The 17,111-nt window shown below is 61.4% G+C and carries 14 protein-coding genes; 13 read left to right on the top strand and 1 reads right to left on the bottom strand.

The window, feature by feature from the left end; genetic code table 11:
- Positions 1–100 precede the first annotated feature (100 nt).
- The 5 genes from ACFZPT_RS11995 to ACFZPT_RS12015 all read left to right on the top strand — a co-directional run bounded on the left by ACFZPT_RS11995 (position 101) and on the right by ACFZPT_RS12015 (position 4,595).
- Positions 101–508, top strand: a complete 408-nt coding sequence (locus ACFZPT_RS11995) for a translation initiation factor 2 (RefSeq protein ID WP_034100116.1) — start codon at positions 101–103, stop codon at positions 506–508.
- A gap of 7 nt (positions 509–515) precedes the next feature.
- Complete coding sequence (locus ACFZPT_RS12000; RefSeq protein ID WP_034100118.1) at positions 516–1,193, top strand: response regulator transcription factor; 678 nt, start codon at positions 516–518, stop codon at positions 1,191–1,193.
- Between the two features lie 135 nt (positions 1,194–1,328).
- Positions 1,329–1,793, top strand: coding sequence for an LTXXQ domain protein (locus tag ACFZPT_RS12005; RefSeq protein ID WP_034100120.1), 465 nt, complete (start codon positions 1,329–1,331; stop codon positions 1,791–1,793).
- Between the two features lie 67 nt (positions 1,794–1,860).
- Positions 1,861–3,207: a HAMP domain-containing sensor histidine kinase gene (locus tag ACFZPT_RS12010; protein WP_034100122.1), complete on the top strand. Its 1,347-nt coding sequence runs from the start codon at positions 1,861–1,863 to the stop codon at positions 3,205–3,207.
- 38 nt (positions 3,208–3,245) lie between these two features.
- Positions 3,246–4,595: a CoA transferase gene (locus tag ACFZPT_RS12015; protein ID WP_034100124.1), complete on the top strand. Its 1,350-nt coding sequence runs from the start codon at positions 3,246–3,248 to the stop codon at positions 4,593–4,595.
- Positions 4,596–4,645: 50 nt separating this feature from the next.
- On the opposite strand, the gene arcD (ACFZPT_RS12020) is transcribed toward ACFZPT_RS12015, so the two are convergent.
- A complete protein-coding gene (gene arcD / locus ACFZPT_RS12020) occupies positions 4,646–6,073 on the bottom strand; it encodes an arginine-ornithine antiporter (protein ID WP_034100125.1) in 1,428 nt (475 codons plus the stop codon).
- A gap of 445 nt (positions 6,074–6,518) precedes the next feature.
- Here arcD (ACFZPT_RS12020) and arcD (ACFZPT_RS12025) point away from each other — a divergent pair, with 445 nt between their 5' ends.
- The 8 genes from arcD (ACFZPT_RS12025) (at position 6,519) to gcvP (ending at position 17,059) form a co-directional block, all read left to right on the top strand.
- On the top strand, positions 6,519–7,946 hold the full coding sequence (gene arcD, locus ACFZPT_RS12025) for an arginine-ornithine antiporter (protein WP_034100127.1): 1,428 nt from the start codon (positions 6,519–6,521) through the stop codon (positions 7,944–7,946).
- A 24-nt stretch (positions 7,947–7,970) separates the two neighbouring features.
- Positions 7,971–9,227: an arginine deiminase gene (arcA, locus tag ACFZPT_RS12030; protein ID WP_034100129.1), complete on the top strand. Its 1,257-nt coding sequence runs from the start codon at positions 7,971–7,973 to the stop codon at positions 9,225–9,227.
- A 69-nt stretch (positions 9,228–9,296) separates the two neighbouring features.
- Positions 9,297–10,307, top strand: coding sequence for an ornithine carbamoyltransferase (locus ACFZPT_RS12035; RefSeq protein WP_034100131.1), 1,011 nt, complete (start codon positions 9,297–9,299; stop codon positions 10,305–10,307).
- 88 nt (positions 10,308–10,395) lie between these two features.
- Positions 10,396–11,325, top strand: coding sequence for a carbamate kinase (gene arcC, locus ACFZPT_RS12040; protein WP_034100134.1), 930 nt, complete (start codon positions 10,396–10,398; stop codon positions 11,323–11,325).
- Between the two features lie 18 nt (positions 11,326–11,343).
- Positions 11,344–11,706, top strand: coding sequence for a DUF5064 family protein (locus tag ACFZPT_RS12045; RefSeq protein ID WP_034100136.1), 363 nt, complete (start codon positions 11,344–11,346; stop codon positions 11,704–11,706).
- A 186-nt stretch (positions 11,707–11,892) separates the two neighbouring features.
- Positions 11,893–13,401, top strand: coding sequence for a sigma-54-dependent transcriptional regulator (locus tag ACFZPT_RS12050; protein WP_034114974.1), 1,509 nt, complete (start codon positions 11,893–11,895; stop codon positions 13,399–13,401).
- Between the two features lie 423 nt (positions 13,402–13,824).
- Positions 13,825–14,208, top strand: a complete 384-nt coding sequence (gcvH, locus tag ACFZPT_RS12055; RefSeq protein WP_034100140.1) for a glycine cleavage system protein GcvH — start codon at positions 13,825–13,827, stop codon at positions 14,206–14,208.
- 10 nt (positions 14,209–14,218) lie between these two features.
- Positions 14,219–17,059 carry an aminomethyl-transferring glycine dehydrogenase gene (gcvP, locus tag ACFZPT_RS12060; RefSeq protein WP_034114975.1) on the top strand — a complete coding sequence of 947 codons (2,841 nt, stop codon included), beginning with the start codon at positions 14,219–14,221 and terminating at the stop codon, positions 17,057–17,059.
- Positions 17,060–17,111: the final 52 nt, after the last annotated feature.

Below are 17,111 nucleotides of genomic sequence, written 5' to 3' on the forward strand. Positions count from 1 at the left end.
GCGTGCCGAACCTATTGCGTTCGGCACACTCCTAATGGCTCATTATTCCCGGTAACCTGCCGACAACCTTCTGAATATTCGTGTGGAATCAGGAGTTCCGATGCGCTTACGTCAGTTGTGTCTGTTGGCAGTGTTAATGATCGGGGCTACGGCCCACGCTGAAGAACCCTCGAACACCGGCAGCTCCACGCCCCTGTCCTTGAGTGCCGGCGCCCAGATCACCGAGTTGCAGCAACGCTTGAAAGACAGCGAACGGCAACGTGAAGAACTGAGCAAGCAACTGCAAAGCGCGGATGCGACCCGTGAGAGCGCCCAATTGAGTCGCCTTCGCCAAGAGAACCAACGCCTGGCCCAGCAACTCAAAGACGCACAGGGCGGCGGCTTGACCCGATGGCTGACTGAGCAACAGCAGTGGTTCGTCACCGGTGGCGCCGTTGCTTTGATTGCCCTGTTGTGTGGGATCTTCGCCAGCGGGGGGCACCGTCGCCGTCGACAATGGCTAAATTGAGTGAGTCATGAGCGAGCTGTTACTGATAGATGATGACCAGGAGCTCTGCGAGCTGCTGACCAGTTGGTTGAGCCAGGAAGGTTTCCAGGTGCGTGCCTGTCACGATGGCCTGAGTGCTCGCAAGGCCTTGGCCGACAGCGCCCCCGCCGCCGTGGTGCTGGACGTGATGCTGCCCGACGGCAGCGGCCTGGAGTTACTCAAGCAGTTACGCACCGACCACCCGGAATTGCCCGTGCTGATGCTCTCGGCGCGCGGCGAACCGCTGGATCGCATCCTCGGCCTGGAGCTGGGCGCTGACGATTACCTGGCCAAACCTTGCGATCCTCGGGAATTGACCGCACGCCTGCGCGCCGTGCTGCGCCGTAGTCACCCGACGGCCGTATCGACCCAGCTCGAACTGGGCGACCTGTGTTTCAGCCCGGTGCGCGGCGTGGTCAGCATCGATGAACAGGAATTCGCCCTTACTGTCTCCGAAAGCCGCCTGCTCGAAGCCCTGCTGCGTCAGCCCGGCGAGCCACTGGACAAACAGGAACTGGCGCAAATCGCCCTGGGTCGCAAGCTGACCCTATACGACCGTAGCTTGGATATGCACGTCAGCAACCTGCGCAAAAAGATCGGCCCCCACCCCGATGGCCGGCCCCGGATCGTGGCGCTGCGTAGTCGTGGCTATTACTACAGCCTCTGACCTGGCTGCCGGGTTTTGTCAGCGCCGGACAAAACCCTCTTTACCGAAGCTTTACTCACACCTGACCGCCGCTGACCTTGATCTGCGTAACCTACTCACATCCGGACTCACCGGAATAGAGACAGGAGAATCACCATGCGCAAGACCCTTATCGCTTTGATGTTCGCCGCAGCCCTGCCCACCGTCGCCATGGCCATGCCAGAAGGCCCGACCCCAGGCCCAATGGGCGGCCCTGAAGGCCATATGATGGGTGGCCCAGGTCACGGCGAACACGGTCCGCGCGGCAAAGGCGGCCCGTTCAGCCAACTGGACCTGAGCAAAGAACAGCGCGAGCAGATCGGCAAACTGATGGGCGACCAATGGCACGCTCGCAAGGATCTGGTCAAAAAGTACCTGGACAAACTGCCGCCTGCCGAGCAGAAAGCCATGCAGGATGAAATCGCCGCCGGCCGCCAGAAAACCCAGGCGGATATCCGCGCAGTACTTAAGCCGGACCAGCAGAAGAAGTACGACGAGATCGTCAAGAAGCAAGCCGAGCGTCGTGCCGAGTGGCAGCAGTTCCAGGCGTGGAAAGCCCAACAGCCGCAAAAAGCGCAATAATGCGTCCGCGTTAATCCCCCAGCCCAGTGGCCAACGCCACTGGGCTTTTCCTGTTTGAGGGTGTCCTGTGCGTTCATTGTTCTGGCGAATCCTGGCAAGTTTCTGGCTAGCCATCGCCCTGGTTGCCGGCTTGTCGATCCTGCTGGGGCATATGCTCAATCAAGATGCGTGGATTCTGAGTCGCCATCCCGGCCTGAGTAACCTGGCTCAAGAGTGGACCCAACTCTACGAAGCCCAGGGCGAGGACGCGGCTCAAGACTTGCTGCAACAGCGCAAGCGTCAGTACCACATTGACGTCCAAGTGCTGAATGAAAGCGGTGAACCTGTGGTGCGCGGCACCTTCCCACGCCGTGCGGCCGCGTTTGAAGCGCGCCAGAACGACAACAAGGACAGCCACCTGCCCTGGCGCCGGCTGACCGCCGAATACACCAGCGAAAAAACCGGCGACACCTACCTGCTGATCTATCGTATCCCCCACCCGGAACTCGATGCCTGGCACCGCAGCAGCCTGGCCTGGCCCTTGAGCGCGCTGGCTATCGCCCTGGTGGTGCTGACGCTGTTCAGCCTGTTCGTCACCTTGTCCATCACCCGCCCGCTCAGCCGCCTGCGCGGCGCAGTGCATGACCTGGGCCAGGCCACCTACCAGCAGAACAGTCTGGCGCGCCTGGCCAATCGGCGTGACGAGTTCGGCGTACTGGCTACCGACTTCAACCGCATGGGCGCCCGCCTGCAAAGCTTGATCGGCAGCCAGCGCCAGTTGCTGCGCGACGTGTCCCACGAACTGCGCTCGCCTCTGGCGCGTCTGCGCATCGCTCTAGCCCTGGCCGAACGCGCCAGCCCCGATGAACGGGAACGACTCTGGCCACGCCTGACCCGCGAATGCGACCGTCTGGAGGCGCTGATCAGCGAGATCTTGGTACTGGCCCGCGTTGACGCCGACAACGCCAGCGCTGAGGAGGTGGACCTCAACCCCTTGCTCAAAACCTTGCAAAAAGACGCCCAGCTCAGCGCGCCGGACCAAGTGGTGCACCTGAGCGCCGACACCGACCTGCACCTCAAGGGCTGGCCGACCATGATCGAACGGGCGGTGGATAACCTGCTGCGCAATGCCCAGCGCTTCAACCCACCGGGCCAGCCCATCGAGTTGCAAGCCCAGCGTCAGGGTGAACGCATTGTGATCAGCGTGCGCGACCACGGCCCCGGCGTCGATGCCGAACACTTGAGCCAACTGGGCGAGCCGTTTTACCGCGCGCCGGGCCAGACCGCCCAAGGTCACGGCCTGGGCCTGGCGATTGCCCGGCGCGCAGCGGAACGCCACGGCGGCAGCCTAAGCCTGGCCAACCATCCAAGTGGCGGTTTCATCGCCAGCCTCGACCTGCCGTTGCAACCCGGGGTTGTCACTCCCGCCGGCTGATCTTCTATAGTGGCTCTTCTCAAAAAGGAGGGCCTTTGATGACTGATCTGCTGACTCCCATCCAAGCCGCACTCGATCTGCCGCAAACACCGCTGCCTCTGACGGGTGCCGGCGCCCTGCCCTCGGCCTTTGCCGTGACCGATCTGGCCTGCGCCAGCATCGGCGCCGCCGGCCAGGCCGTGGCTGAGCTGATCCGGCAACAGACCGAACGCTTGCCCGCCGTCAGCGTGGACCGACGTTTGGCGTCCTGGTGGTTCTCCTCCTCGATCCGCCCGCTGGGCTGGCAAGTGCCGCCGCTGTGGGACCCGGTAGCCGGCGACTACGCCAGCGCCGACGGCTGGATTCGCCTGCACACCAACGCCCCCCATCACCGCGCCGCCGCCGAGCAGGTGCTGGGTAAAGTCCGTGATCGCACAGAGATGGCCAACAAAGTCGCGGCGTGGAAGGCCGCCGATCTGGAACAGGCGGTTGTGGAGGCCGGCGGTTGTGCCGCGCAGATGCGTGCTTGGCCGGCCTGGCAGCAACATCCCCAAGGCCTGGCAGTGAATGCCGAGGCCCTCGTGCAGCGCCAGACCTTCACAACCACCATCAATAAACCCTGGACTGGCTCGGTGGCACGGCCACTGGCCGGGCTCAGGGTGCTGGACCTGACCCGCGTGCTGGCTGGCCCCGTGGCCAGTCGTTTTCTGGCCGGGCTGGGCGCGGATGTGCTGCGCATCGACTCGCCGACCTGGGACGAGCCGGGTGTGGTGCCGGAAATGACCCTGGGCAAGCGTTGCGCTCGGCTGGATTTGAAAACCCACGAAGGCCGGCAGCGGTTCGAAGCCTTGCTCAAGGACGCCGACCTCCTGTTCCACGGTTATCGCGCCGACGCCCTTGAACACTTGGGCTATAACGCCGAAGGCTTGCAACGCATCGCCCCCGGTCTGATCGACGTCAGCCTCAATGCCTACGGCTGGAGCGGCCCATGGCGCAACCGCAGAGGGTTCGACAGCCTGGTGCAAATGAGCAGCGGCATCGCCGAGGCGGGCATGGCCTGGCAGCAGGCCGACAAACCGGTGCCGCTTCCCTTGCAGGCGCTGGACCATGCCACCGGTTACCTGATGGCCGCCAGCGCGCTACAAGCCTTGAGCGAACGCTTGAAGTCCGGCCGGGGTGGATCGGCGCGCTTGTCCCTGGCGCGCACGGCGAAACTGTTGGTAGACGCCGGGCAGGCGCCGCAGCAACCGGCGCTGAGGCCCGAGGAGCCTGACGATCAAGGGCTGCTGGTTGAACAAACCGCCTGGGGCCCGGCGCATCGGCTGCTGCCCCCCGTCAGCATCAACGGCACACCGTTGCAGTGGGATCTGCCGGCCGGAGAACTGGGTTCACATCGGCCACAGTGGTGATCGTCTGCCCTTGTTGAGATGCCGATAGGGCTGCGCCACGCTGCTCACTGTCACAATGACAGTACCCCGCTGTATAACCCATAGGCCGCCAGCCCCGCGCCGGCAATCACGCAGCTGAAAATGCCTTTTTCCACATGGGTGAACAACGGCAGGCCCTGTTCGCGCTTGGCCAGGGCGAACAGAATCACACCCGGCGCATACAGCAGCGCCGATAAGAGCAAGTACTTCAACCCGCCGGCGTACAGCAGCCACACCGCGTAGCCGAGGGCGACCAGGCCGATAAGCAAGTCTTTGAGACGCTGGCGGTGGGCGCCTTCGTAGGTCTCGCCGCGCCCGCTCAACAACACCGCATACGCCGCCGACCACAGGTAAGGCACCAGAATCATCGACGACGCCAAGTAGATCAGCTTGGTGTAGGTGCTGTGGGAAAACAGCGTGATCACCAGAAAAGCCTGGATCATCAGATTGGTCAGCCACAGCGCGTTGACCGGCACCTGGTTGGCGTTTTCCTTTTTCAGGAAGGCCGGCATGGTCTTGTCATGGGCGGTGGCGTAGAGAATTTCCGCGCACAACAAGGCCCACGACAGCAACGCACCGAGCAGCGACACCGCCAGCCCGACGCTGATCAACAGCGCCCCCCACGGCCCGACGATACGCTCGAGTACGCCGGCCAGCGATGGGTTTTGCAGCCCCGCCAACTCCGGCCGGCTCATGACCCCCAAGGACAACACATTCACCAGCACCAGCAACGCCAACACGCCGAGAAAGCCGATCACCGTGGCCCGGCCGACGTCTGAGCGCTTCTCGGCTCGCGCTGAATACACGCTGGCGCCTTCGATGCCGATAAACACAAACACGGTGACCAGCATCATGTTGCGCACCTGCTCCACCACCCCGCCGATCTGCGGGTTGCCCAGGCCCCAGATATCCCGGGTGAACACGTCGGCCTTGAATGCCACGGCGGCAATCACGATAAACATCAGCAGCGGTACGATTTTCGCGACGGTGGTGACCTGGTTGATAAACGCCGCCTCCTTGATCCCACGCAGCACCAGAAAATGCACAGCCCACAGCAACAATGAGGCACAGCCGATAGCCACCGGGGTATTGCCCTGGCCAAAGACCGGGAAAAAGTAACCGAGGGTGCTGAACAGCAGCACGAAGTAACCGACGTTGCCCAGCCACGCACTGATCCAGTAACCCCAGGCCGACGAAAAGCCCATGTAATCGCCAAACCCGGCCTTGGCGTAGGCATACACCCCGGAGTCAAGCTCGGGTTTACGGTTAGCCAGGGTCTGGAATACGAAAGCCAGAGTCAGCATGCCTACGGCAGTGATCGCCCAACCGATCAATACGGCGCCGACTTCGGCGCGTGCGGCCATGTTCTGGGGCAACGAGAAAATCCCCCCACCGATCATAGACCCCACCACCAAAGCGATCAGGCCACTGAGGCGAAGCTTCTGGGTTGTTTGAGACATGAGTACTCCTGACTGAAACCACTTGAGCCAACAACTGTGCACTCAACTTATTTAATCGTTCGAGTGTAGCGCCTATTACCGAGCGTAATTTAACCGCCATGCTCATAACGCAAAGGCATGACAGTTAATAGAGTTTAGGCTTATTTAGAATTTAAATACGACTGGGCACACCAAGTATTGCTCGCTAGTTCGCAGGCGGCTCTGAAAAAGTTTGCACATTCAGGAATCCGGTCTAGCTTCAAACGTTCATATATCGCAACAAATGATTAACCACACGTACAAAGCGCTCTAGAAAGCGCTTTTGCGGGGCAAGCCAAGGTTCATCGGTTTGCCTTTAAGTCATTAATTCACAATGGAATGTGCCAATGAAGTGATCTGAGTCAGCTGTTTGATTAGCGCACGGATTTATTCTGTGGTCTCTCTTCTCCTGCATTGGAGTTATGCAATGTCTGAATCTCCCGGAAAACTTCGATTAGGCGCCTTGGTTGCACTTGTCGTCGGCTCGATGATCGGCGGCGGCATTTTCTCATTACCGCAAAACATGGCCGCCAGCGCCGATGTCGGTGCGGTATTGATCGGTTGGGTCATTACGGCCATCGGCATGCTGACCCTCGCGTTCGTGTTCCAGACCCTGGCCAACCGCAAGCCCGACCTTGACGGCGGTGTGTACGCCTACGCCAAGGCCGGTTTCGGCGATTACATGGGTTTCTCCTCAGCCTGGGGTTACTGGATCAGTGCGTGGCTGGGCAACGTCGGTTACTTCGTGCTGCTGTTCAGCACCCTCGGTTACTTCTTTCCGATCTTCGGCGAAGGCAACACCCCGGCTGCGGTAATCGGCGCCTCGGTGCTGTTGTGGGCCGTGCACTTTCTGGTGCTGCGCGGCATCAAGGAAGCGGCGTTCATCAACCTGGTGACCACCGTCGCCAAGGTGGTGCCGCTGGTGCTGTTCGTGTTGATCGCCCTGTTCGCGTTCAAGCTGGACATCTTCACCGCTGACATCTGGGGCGTAAAAAACCCGGACCTGGGCAGCGTGATGAACCAAGTGCGCAATATGATGCTGGTCACCGTATGGGTGTTCATCGGCATCGAAGGCGCAAGCATCTTCTCGGCCCGTGCGGAAAAACGCACCGATGTGGGCAAGGCCACAGTGATCGGGTTTATCACCGTGCTGCTGTTCCTAATGCTGGTCAACGTGTTGTCCCTGGGCATCATGACCCAACCGGAACTGGCCAAGTTGCAGAACCCATCGATGGCTGCCGTGCTGGAGCACGTGGTGGGCCACTGGGGCGCGGTGTTGATCAGTGTCGGCTTGATCATCTCGCTGCTGGGGGCATTGCTGTCGTGGGTACTGTTGTGTGCGGAGATCATGTTCGCCGCCGCCAAGGACCACACCATGCCGGAGTTCCTGCGCAAGGAAAACGCCAACCACGTACCGGCCAACGCCCTGTGGCTGACCAACGCGATGGTGCAACTGTTCTTGATCATCACCTTGTTCTCGGCCAGTACTTACCTGTCGCTGATCTACCTCGCCACCTCGATGATTCTGGTGCCCTACCTGTGGTCGGCCGCTTATGCCCTGCTGCTGGCGGTGCGCGGCGAAACTTACGAAAACGCCCTGGCCGAGCGCAAGAAAGACCTGTTTATCGGTGCCATCGCGCTGATCTACGCGATCTGGCTGCTCTACGCCGGCGGTACCAAATACCTGCTGCTGTCCGCCCTGCTCTATGCACCCGGCGCGATTCTGTTCGCCAAGGCCAAGCATGAACTGGGCAAACCGATTTTCACCAACGTCGAGAAGCTGATTTTCGCCGCGGTAGTCATTGGCGCCCTGGTGGCGGCCTATGGACTCTACGACGGCTTCCTGACCTTGTAATTGTTGTTCATTGGAGGATCTGAAATGACCACGGAAAAAGTGAAGTACGGCGTCCACTCCGAAGCCGGCAAACTGCGCAAAGTCATGGTGTGCTCCCCAGGTTTGGCCCACCAGCGGCTGACCCCCAACAACTGCGATGAACTGCTGTTCGATGACGTGCTGTGGGTGGCCCAGGCCAAGCGCGACCACTTCGATTTCGTCACCAAGATGCGCGAGCGGGACATTGATGTGCTGGAAATGCACAACCTGCTGACCGATATCGTCGCGATGCCCGAAGCGCTGGACTGGATCCTGTCGCGCAAAATCACCGCCAACACGGTCGGCCTGGGCCTGGTCGAAGAGGTCAATTCCTGGCTGCGCAGCCTGGAGCCGCGCAAGATCGCCGAATTCCTGATCGGCGGCGTGTCCGCCGATGACCTGCCAAGCAGTTTCGGCGGCCGAACCATCGAGATGTTCCGCGACTTCCTCGGCCATTCCAGCTTCATTCTGCCGCCGCTGCCCAACACCCAGTTCACCCGCGACACCACTTGCTGGATCTACGGCGGCGTGACGCTCAACCCAATGTACTGGCCGGCGCGACGCCAGGAAACCTTGCTGACCAGCGCCATCTACAAATTCCATCCCGAGTTCACCAACGCCGACTTCCAGATCTGGTACGGCGACCCCGACCAGGAACACGGCGCCGCCACGTTGGAAGGCGGTGACGTAATGCCAATCGGCAACGGCGTGGTGTTGATCGGCATGGGCGAGCGTTCGTCCCACCAGGCCATCGGCCAACTGGCGCGCAACCTGTTCAAAAACAAAGCGGTGGAACGGGTGATCGTGGCCGGCCTGCCGAAGTCCCGCGCCGCAATGCACCTGGACACTGTGTTCAGCTTCTGCGACCGCGACCTGGTCACCATTTTCCCCGAAGTGGTCAACCAGATCGTGCCGTTCACCCTGCGCCCCGACGAGAGCAAGCCCCACGGCATCGATATCCAACGGGAAACAACCAACTTCGTCGACACCGTGGCCGCGGCGCTTAACCTCAAGGCCCTGCGCGTGGTCGAGACCGGCGGTAACAGCTTCGCCGCCGAGCGCGAGCAGTGGGACGACGGCAACAACGTGGTGGCCGTGGAGCCGGGCGTGGTGATTGGCTACGACCGCAACACCTACACCAACACCCTGCTGCGCAAGGCCGGCGTGGAAGTCATCACCATCAGCGCCGGTGAACTGGGCCGCGGCCGTGGCGGCGGCCACTGCATGACCTGCCCGATCATCCGCGACCCAATCGACTACTAATTTTCAAGCCATGGCCGCCGCTCATAAGGCGTCGGCCATGGGGATAACCTAAACAGAAGGAGATCCATCATGGCTTTCAATATGCGCAACCGCAGTCTGCTGTCGCTGATGCACCACACCACCCGTGAGCTGCATTACTTGCTGGACCTGTCCCGCGACCTCAAGCGCGCCAAGTACACCGGCACCGAGCGTCCGCACCTGCAAGGCAAGAACATTGCGCTGATTTTCGAAAAAACCTCCACCCGTACCCGCTGCGCGTTCGAAGTGGCGGCCCATGACCAGGGCGCCCACGTCACCTACATCGACCCGGTCTCGTCGCAGATCGGCCACAAAGAAAGCATGAAAGACACCGCGCGCGTGCTCGGCCGCATGTTCGACGCCATTGAGTACCGTGGCTTCGAACAGGAAATCGTCGAAGAGCTGGCCAAGTTCGCTGGCGTGCCGGTATTCAACGGCCTCACCGCCGAGTTCCACCCTACCCAGATGATCGCCGACACCCTGACCATGCGTGAACACAGCGACAAACCGCTGCATGACATCAGCTATGCCTACCTGGGCGACGCGCGTTACAACATGGGCAACTCGTTGCTGATGATCGGCGCCAAGCTCGGCATGGATGTGCGCATCGGCGCACCGAAGGCCCTGTGGCCGCATGAAGATTTCATCAAGCAGTGCCAGGCTTTCGCTGAAGAAAGTGGCGCTCGCATCACCATCACCGAAGACCCCAAAGAAGCTGTGAAAGGCGTGGACTTCATCCACACCGATATCTGGGTATCCATGGGCGAACCGGTGGAGGCATGGGATGAGCGCATCGAGCAACTGCTGCCGTACCAGGTCAACGCCCAGATGATGAAAGCCTCGGGCAACCCTCGGGTGAAATTCATGCACTGCCTGCCGGCGTTCCACAACAGCGAAACCAAAGTCGGCAAAGATATCGCCGCGCGCTACCCGAACCTGGCCAATGGTGTGGAGGTGACCGAAGAGGTGTTCGAGTCGCCGGCCAACATTGCCTTTGAGCAGGCGGAAAACCGCATGCACACCATCAAGGCGATTCTGGTATCGGCGCTGGCGGATATCTAAAGGCTACACGGGTTAAGTGTGGAGGGGCTTGCCCCCTCCCACATTTGGTCCTGTGTTCGCATCATCGAACTCTAGAAGGACATTCTTTATGCGCATCGTCGTAGCCCTGGGCGGCAACGCCCTGCTCCGCCGTGGTGAACCCATGACCGCGGACAACCAACGCGCCAACATCCGCATCGCCACCGAACAGATCGCCAAGATCCACCCTGGCAACGAACTGGTAATCGCCCACGGCAATGGTCCGCAGGTCGGCCTGTTGTCATTGCAGGCGGCGGCCTACACCAGCGTCTCGCCCTACCCGCTGGACGTGCTGGGCGCCGAGACCGAAGGCATGATCGGCTACATCATCGAACAGGAACTAGGCAACCTGCTGGACTTTGAAGTGCCGTTCGCCACCTTGCTCACCCAAGTGGAAGTGGACGCCAACGACCCGGCGTTCAAGCACCCCACCAAGCCCATCGGCCCGGTGTACTCCAAGGACGAAGCGGAAAAACTCGCCGCTGAAAAAGGCTGGGCGATTGCACCGGACGGCGATAAATACCGCCGCGTAGTCGCCAGCCCACGGCCCAAACGCATCTTTGAAATTCGCCCGATCAAGTGGTTGTTGGAAAAAAGCGCCATCGTGATCTGCGCCGGCGGCGGCGGCATCCCAACGATGTATGGCGAAGACGGCAAGCTCAAGGGCATTGAAGCCGTGATCGACAAAGACCTGTGCTCGTCGCTGCTGGCCTCGCAACTGGACGCCGACTTGTTGGTGATCGCCACCGACGTCAACGCAGCCTTCATCGACTATGGCAAACCCACGCAAAAGGCCATCGGCCAGGCCCATCCCGATGACATGGAAAAACTCGGCTTCGCCGCTGGCTCCATGGGGCCCAAGGTTCAGGCCGCCTGCGAGTTCGCCCGCCGCACTGGCAAAACCGCCGTGATCGGTTCACTCTCGGACATCGAAGCGATCGTCCAGGGCACCGCCGGCACACGCATCAGCACGGCAACACCTGGCATCACCTATCTGTGAAGTAGAGGAGATTCGCCTATGGCCACCTTTGAATCCGGTCACTTGCATATCGAGCGACATGCGCTGAACAAGGACGACTACAGCTACAACCTCTGTATCGACTATCAGGTTGAGCAGGACCCGAAGGAAGGCAAGGGCATGCAGTTCACGATCCATGGCTCGGTACAGGGCAATGAACTCAAGGAAACGTTCTTCCTGCCCAAGGACCAGGCATTCGACTTTGCCCGTCATGCGATGAATATTGCGCAGAAATACGGCATGCCCAAGGTCGCGGTATTGAACGGCTCGATGCACAAACAGTACGACCTGATGTTCGAGGATGTGCGGCACCAGCTGGATGTGAAATCGGGCGACCCGGTCAAACCCGAACACCTGGCATAATCCGGTCACACGGACGCACTACCGTTAAAACTGTGGGAGGGGGCTTGCCCCCGATAGCGGCGAATCAGCCACAGATACATTGGCTGACACGTCGTGATCGGGGGCAAGCCCCCTCTCACAGTTTGATCTCTATCGCCTGCAAGGCATACTTGGCACCCTCCGCACCCCAGAACCCAACGCCATCCCATGCGTATCCACGTCAGCTTCATCGACCGCGTCGGCATCACCCAGGAAGTCCTGGCCCTGCTGGGTGGGCGCAATCTGAATCTGGATGCGGTGGAGATGGTGCCGCCCAACGTCTATATCGATGCACCGACGTTGAGCGCCGAAGTGCTGGAAGAACTGCGCGACGCCCTGTTCAGCGTGCACGGCGTGCAGGCGGTGACCGTGGTGGACATCCTCCCTGGCCAACGCCGTCACCTGCAATTAGATGCCCTGCTGGCCGCCATGACCGACCCAGTGCTGGCCGTGGACAGTGCGGGCAAGATCCTGCTGGCCAATCCGGCGTTGATCGCGCTGTACGGCCGCGAACCGGCCGGCGAAAGCATCAGCGCGCTATTCAATGACCCGGCCTTGCTGGAAACCCTGCTGGAACAAGGCTTTCGCCTGCCGCTGCGCGAGATCAGCGTGAACGGCCAGACCTGGTTGCTCGACGCCACGCCGATCACCGATGCCGGCGCTCTGCTCACCCTCTACCAGCCCAACCGTATCGGCGAACAGCTGTCGGCCCTGCACCACGACCATGCAGAGGGCTTCGATGCGCTGCTGGGCGAGTCCCCGGTGATCCGCACCCTCAAGGCCCGCGCGCAAAGGGTGGCGGCGCTGGATGCTCCGTTGCTGATCCAGGGTGAAACCGGCACCGGCAAAGAGCTGGTGGCCCGCGCCTGCCACGCCATCAGCGCACGCGCCAGTGCACCGTTCCTGGCCTTGAACTGCGCGGCGCTGCCGGAAAACCTCGCCGAGAGCGAGCTGTTCGGTTACGCACCGGGTGCCTTTACCGGCGCCCAACGCGGCGGCAAACCGGGCCTGATGGAACTGGCCAACCAGGGCACGGTGTTCCTGGATGAGATCGGCGAAATGTCGCCGTATCTGCAGGCCAAATTGCTGCGTTTTCTCAATGACGGCAGCTTCCGCCGGGTCGGGGGTGACCGTGAGGTGAAGGTCAACGTGCGCATCCTCAGCGCCACCCACCGCGACTTGGAAAAAATGGTCAGCGAAGGCACCTTCCGTGAAGACCTGTTTTACCGCCTCAATGTGCTCAACGTGGAAGTGCCGCCCCTGCGCGCGCGCGGCCAGGACATCCTGCTGCTGGCGCGCTACTTTATGCAGCAGGCCTGCGCGCAGATCCAGCGCCCGGTGTGCCGCCTGGCGCCAGGCACCTACCCGGCGCTGCTGGGCAACCGCTGGCCGGGCAACGTACGCCAATTGCAGAACGTGATCTTTCGTGCCGCAGCCATTTGCGAAAGCAGCCTGGTGGACATCGGCGACCTGGACATCGCCGGCACCTCGGTGGCGCGCCAGAGCGACGTGGAAATCGACAGCCTGGAACAGGCCGTGGAAGACTTCGAGCGCGACCTGCTGGAAAAGCTCTACACCAGCTACCCCTCGACTCGCCAACTGGCCAGCCGTCTGCACACCTCGCACACGGCCATCGCCCATCGATTGCGTAAGTACGGTATTCCCAACAAGCCCTGAACAGGTCCATGGGATCTGACTATGGAACACAGACAATGTGGGAGGGGCTTGCCCCCGATGGCGGCGGGTCAGTCACAGGTTAGTTGGCTGATCGGTAGTCATCGGGGGCAAGCCCCCTCTCACATTGAATGCACTGCCAACGTTTGGTCTGAGAACGACATCCACTGTACTGAAAGCGCTACAGCGTAACGATATCGCTACAACCCTGCTTTTTACGCGCCATGCAAGGCTTTGATCCACATAGGCTTTTTTTCAGCAGCCTATCCGTATCGAAATCGCTACACCTCAGGCACACCTCATACCGTCAATTTTTTATAACCCATTGATTTACATGATCTAAATAACATTGGCCGCGATTTTGCTAAGCAACTGCCACTGTTCCCATTCCGTCCACCAGACGAATTCTGGCCCTGAGGAGTTTGCATGAGCGAGTTGCGTTTTACTGAAGATCACGAATGGCTGCGCGCCGAAGCCGACGGCAGCGTCACCGTGGGCATCACCGCTTTCGCACAGAATGCACTGGGTGATGTGGTTTACGTGCAACTGCCAGAGCTGCAGGCCTACACCAAGGGCGACGAAGCCTCCACCGTGGAATCGGTCAAAGCCGCCAGCGGCGTGTACATGCCGTTGGACGGTGAAGTGCTCGAAGTGAACGACAAGCTCAGCGAAAGCCCGGAGCTGGTCAACGAAGACCCGATGGGCGATGGCTGGTTCTTCCGCTTTAAACCGGCCGATGCACATGCAGTGACTACGCTGTTGGATCAGGACGCGTACGACCGCCTGATCAAAGCCAACGCCGAAGCCTGAGGAGCACGCCATGACCGTTAATCTCACCACCGCCAACGAATTCATCGCCCGCCATATCGGCCCGCGCCAGGCAGACGAGCAACACATGCTCGCCAGCCTGGGCTTTGACTCCCTGGAAGCCCTGAGCGCCAGCGTGATCCCGGAAAGCATCAAGGGCACCAGCGTGCTCGGCCTGGAAGACGGCCTGAGCGAAGCCGAGGCGCTGGCGCGAATCAAAGCCATCGCCAGCCAGAACCAACTGTTCAAGACCTACATCGGCCAGGGCTACTACAACTGCCACACACCGGCGCCGATCCTGCGCAACCTCCTGGAAAACCCGGCCTGGTATACCGCCTACACCCCTTACCAGCCGGAGATTTCCCAGGGCCGCCTGGAAGCGCTGTTGAACTTCCAGACCCTGATCAGCGACCTCACCGGCCTGCCGATTGCCAACGCCTCCCTGCTCGACGAAGCCACCGCCGCCGCCGAAGCCATGACTTTCTGCAAACGCCTGAGCAAGAACAAAGGCAGCAATGCCTTCTTCGCCTCGATCCACAGCCACCCGCAGACCCTCGACGTGTTGCGCACCCGTGCCGAGCCATTGGGCATCGATGTGGTGGTGGGCGATGAGCGCGAACTGAGTGACTTCAGCCCATTCTTCGGCGCCCTGCTGCAATACCCGGCCAGCAATGGCGATGTGTTCGACTACCGCGAACTCACCGAGCGCTTCCATGCCGCCAACGCCCTGGTGGCCGTGGCCGCCGACCTGCTGGCCCTGACCCTGTTGACCCCACCGGGTGAATTCGGCGCCGACGTGGCCATCGGCAGCGCACAACGCTTCGGCGTGCCGCTAGGCTTCGGTGGCCCGCATGCGGCCTATTTCTCCACCAAAGATGCGTTCAAGCGCGATATGCCAGGCCGTCTGGTGGGCGTGTCCGTTGACCGTTTCGGCAAGCCGGCCCTGCGTTTGGCCATGCAGACCCGCGAGCAGCACATCCGCCGCGAGAAAGCCACGTCCAACATCTGCACCGCCCAAGTGCTGCTGGCCAACATCGCCAGCATGTACGCGGTGTATCACGGCCCCAAAGGCCTGACGCAGATCGCCCAACGCATTCATCAGTTGACCGCCATCCTCGCCAAAGGCCTGAGCGCGCTGGGCCTGAAGGTCGAGCAAACGCAGTTCTTCGATACCCTGACCCTCAACACCGGCGCCGCCACCGCTGCCCTGCACGACAAGGCCCGCGCCCAGCGCATCAACCTGCGCGTGGTCGACGCTGAGCGGGTTGGTCTGTCGGTCGATGAAACCACTACCCAGGCCGATATCCAGGCCCTGTGGGCGATCTTCGCCGACGGCAAGGCCCAGCCCGCTTTCGACGCCCAAGCCGACAGCTGCCTGCCGGCGGCGCTGCTGCGTCAGTCGCCGATCCTCAGCCACCCGGTGTTCAACCGTTACCACTCCGAAACCGAGCTGATGCGCTACCTGCGCAAACTAGCCGACAAGGACCTGGCGCTGGACCGCACCATGATTCCGTTGGGCTCGTGCACCATGAAGCTCAACGCCGCCAGCGAAATGATCCCGGTGACCTGGGCCGAGTTCGGCGCCCTGCACCCGTTCGCCCCAACCGAACAAAGCGCCGGTTACCAGCAACTGACCGCCGACCTCGAAGCCATGCTCTGCGCGGCCACCGGTTATGACGCCATCTCCTTGCAACCGAACGCTGGTTCCCAAGGCGAATACGCCGGGCTGCTGGCGATCCGTGCTTACCACCAGAGCCGTGGCGAAGCCCGTCGCGATATCTGCCTGATCCCCTCGTCCGCCCACGGCACCAACCCAGCCACCGCCAACATGGCCGGCATGCGCGTGGTCGTCACCGCCTGCGACGCCCGTGGCAACGTGGACATCGAAGACCTGCGCGCCAAAGCGATCGAGCACCGCGAGCACCTGGCCGCGCTGATGATCACCTACCCGTCCACCCACGGCGTGTTCGAAGAAGGCATCCGCGAAATCTGCGGGATCATCCACGACAACGGCGGCCAGGTGTACATCGACGGCGCCAACATGAACGCCATGGTGGGCCTGTGCGCACCGGGCAAGTTCGGCGGCGACGTGTCCCACCTGAACCTGCACAAGACCTTCTGCATCCCCCACGGCGGTGGCGGCCCAGGTGTTGGCCCGATTGGTGTCAAATCGCACCTCACGCCTTTCCTGCCGGGCCATGCGGCCATGGAGCGCAAGGAAGGCGCGGTGTGCGCGGCGCCATTCGGCAGCGCGAGCATCCTGCCGATCACTTGGATGTACATCAGCATGATGGGCGGCGCGGGCCTCAAGCGCGCGTCGCAACTGGCGATCCTGAACGCCAACTACATTTCCCGTCGCCTCGAAGAGCACTACCCCGTGCTGTACACCGGCAGCAACGGCCTGGTGGCACACGAGTGCATCCTGGACCTGCGCCCGCTCAAGGACAGCAGCGGTATCAGCGTGGATGACGTGGCCAAGCGTCTGATCGACTTCGGCTTCCATGCCCCGACCATGTCGTTCCCGGTGGCGGGCACCCTGATGATCGAACCGACCGAGAGCGAATCCAAGGAAGAACTGGACCGCTTCTGCGACGCGATGATTGCCATCCGCGAAGAAATCCGCGCGGTGGAAAACGGCACCCTGGATAAAGACGACAACCCACTGAAAAACGCCCCGCACACCGCCGCCGAACTGGTGGGTGAGTGGAGCCATCCGTACAGCCGTGAACAGGCGGTGTACCCGGTCGCGTCGTTGATCGAAGGCAAGTACTGGCCGCCGGTGGGCCGGGTCGACAACGTGTTTGGCGATCGCAACCTGGTGTGTGCGTGCCCGTCGATAGAGCTTTATGCCTAAAGCAGTTGGAAGCGGCAAGCTACAAGCTGCAAGTTAAAAGCCGAGAGGCTCT

The organism is Pseudomonas sp. MD330_10, assembly GCF_042610415.1.
GTDB lineage: Bacteria > Pseudomonadota > Gammaproteobacteria > Pseudomonadales > Pseudomonadaceae > Aquipseudomonas > Aquipseudomonas rhodesiae.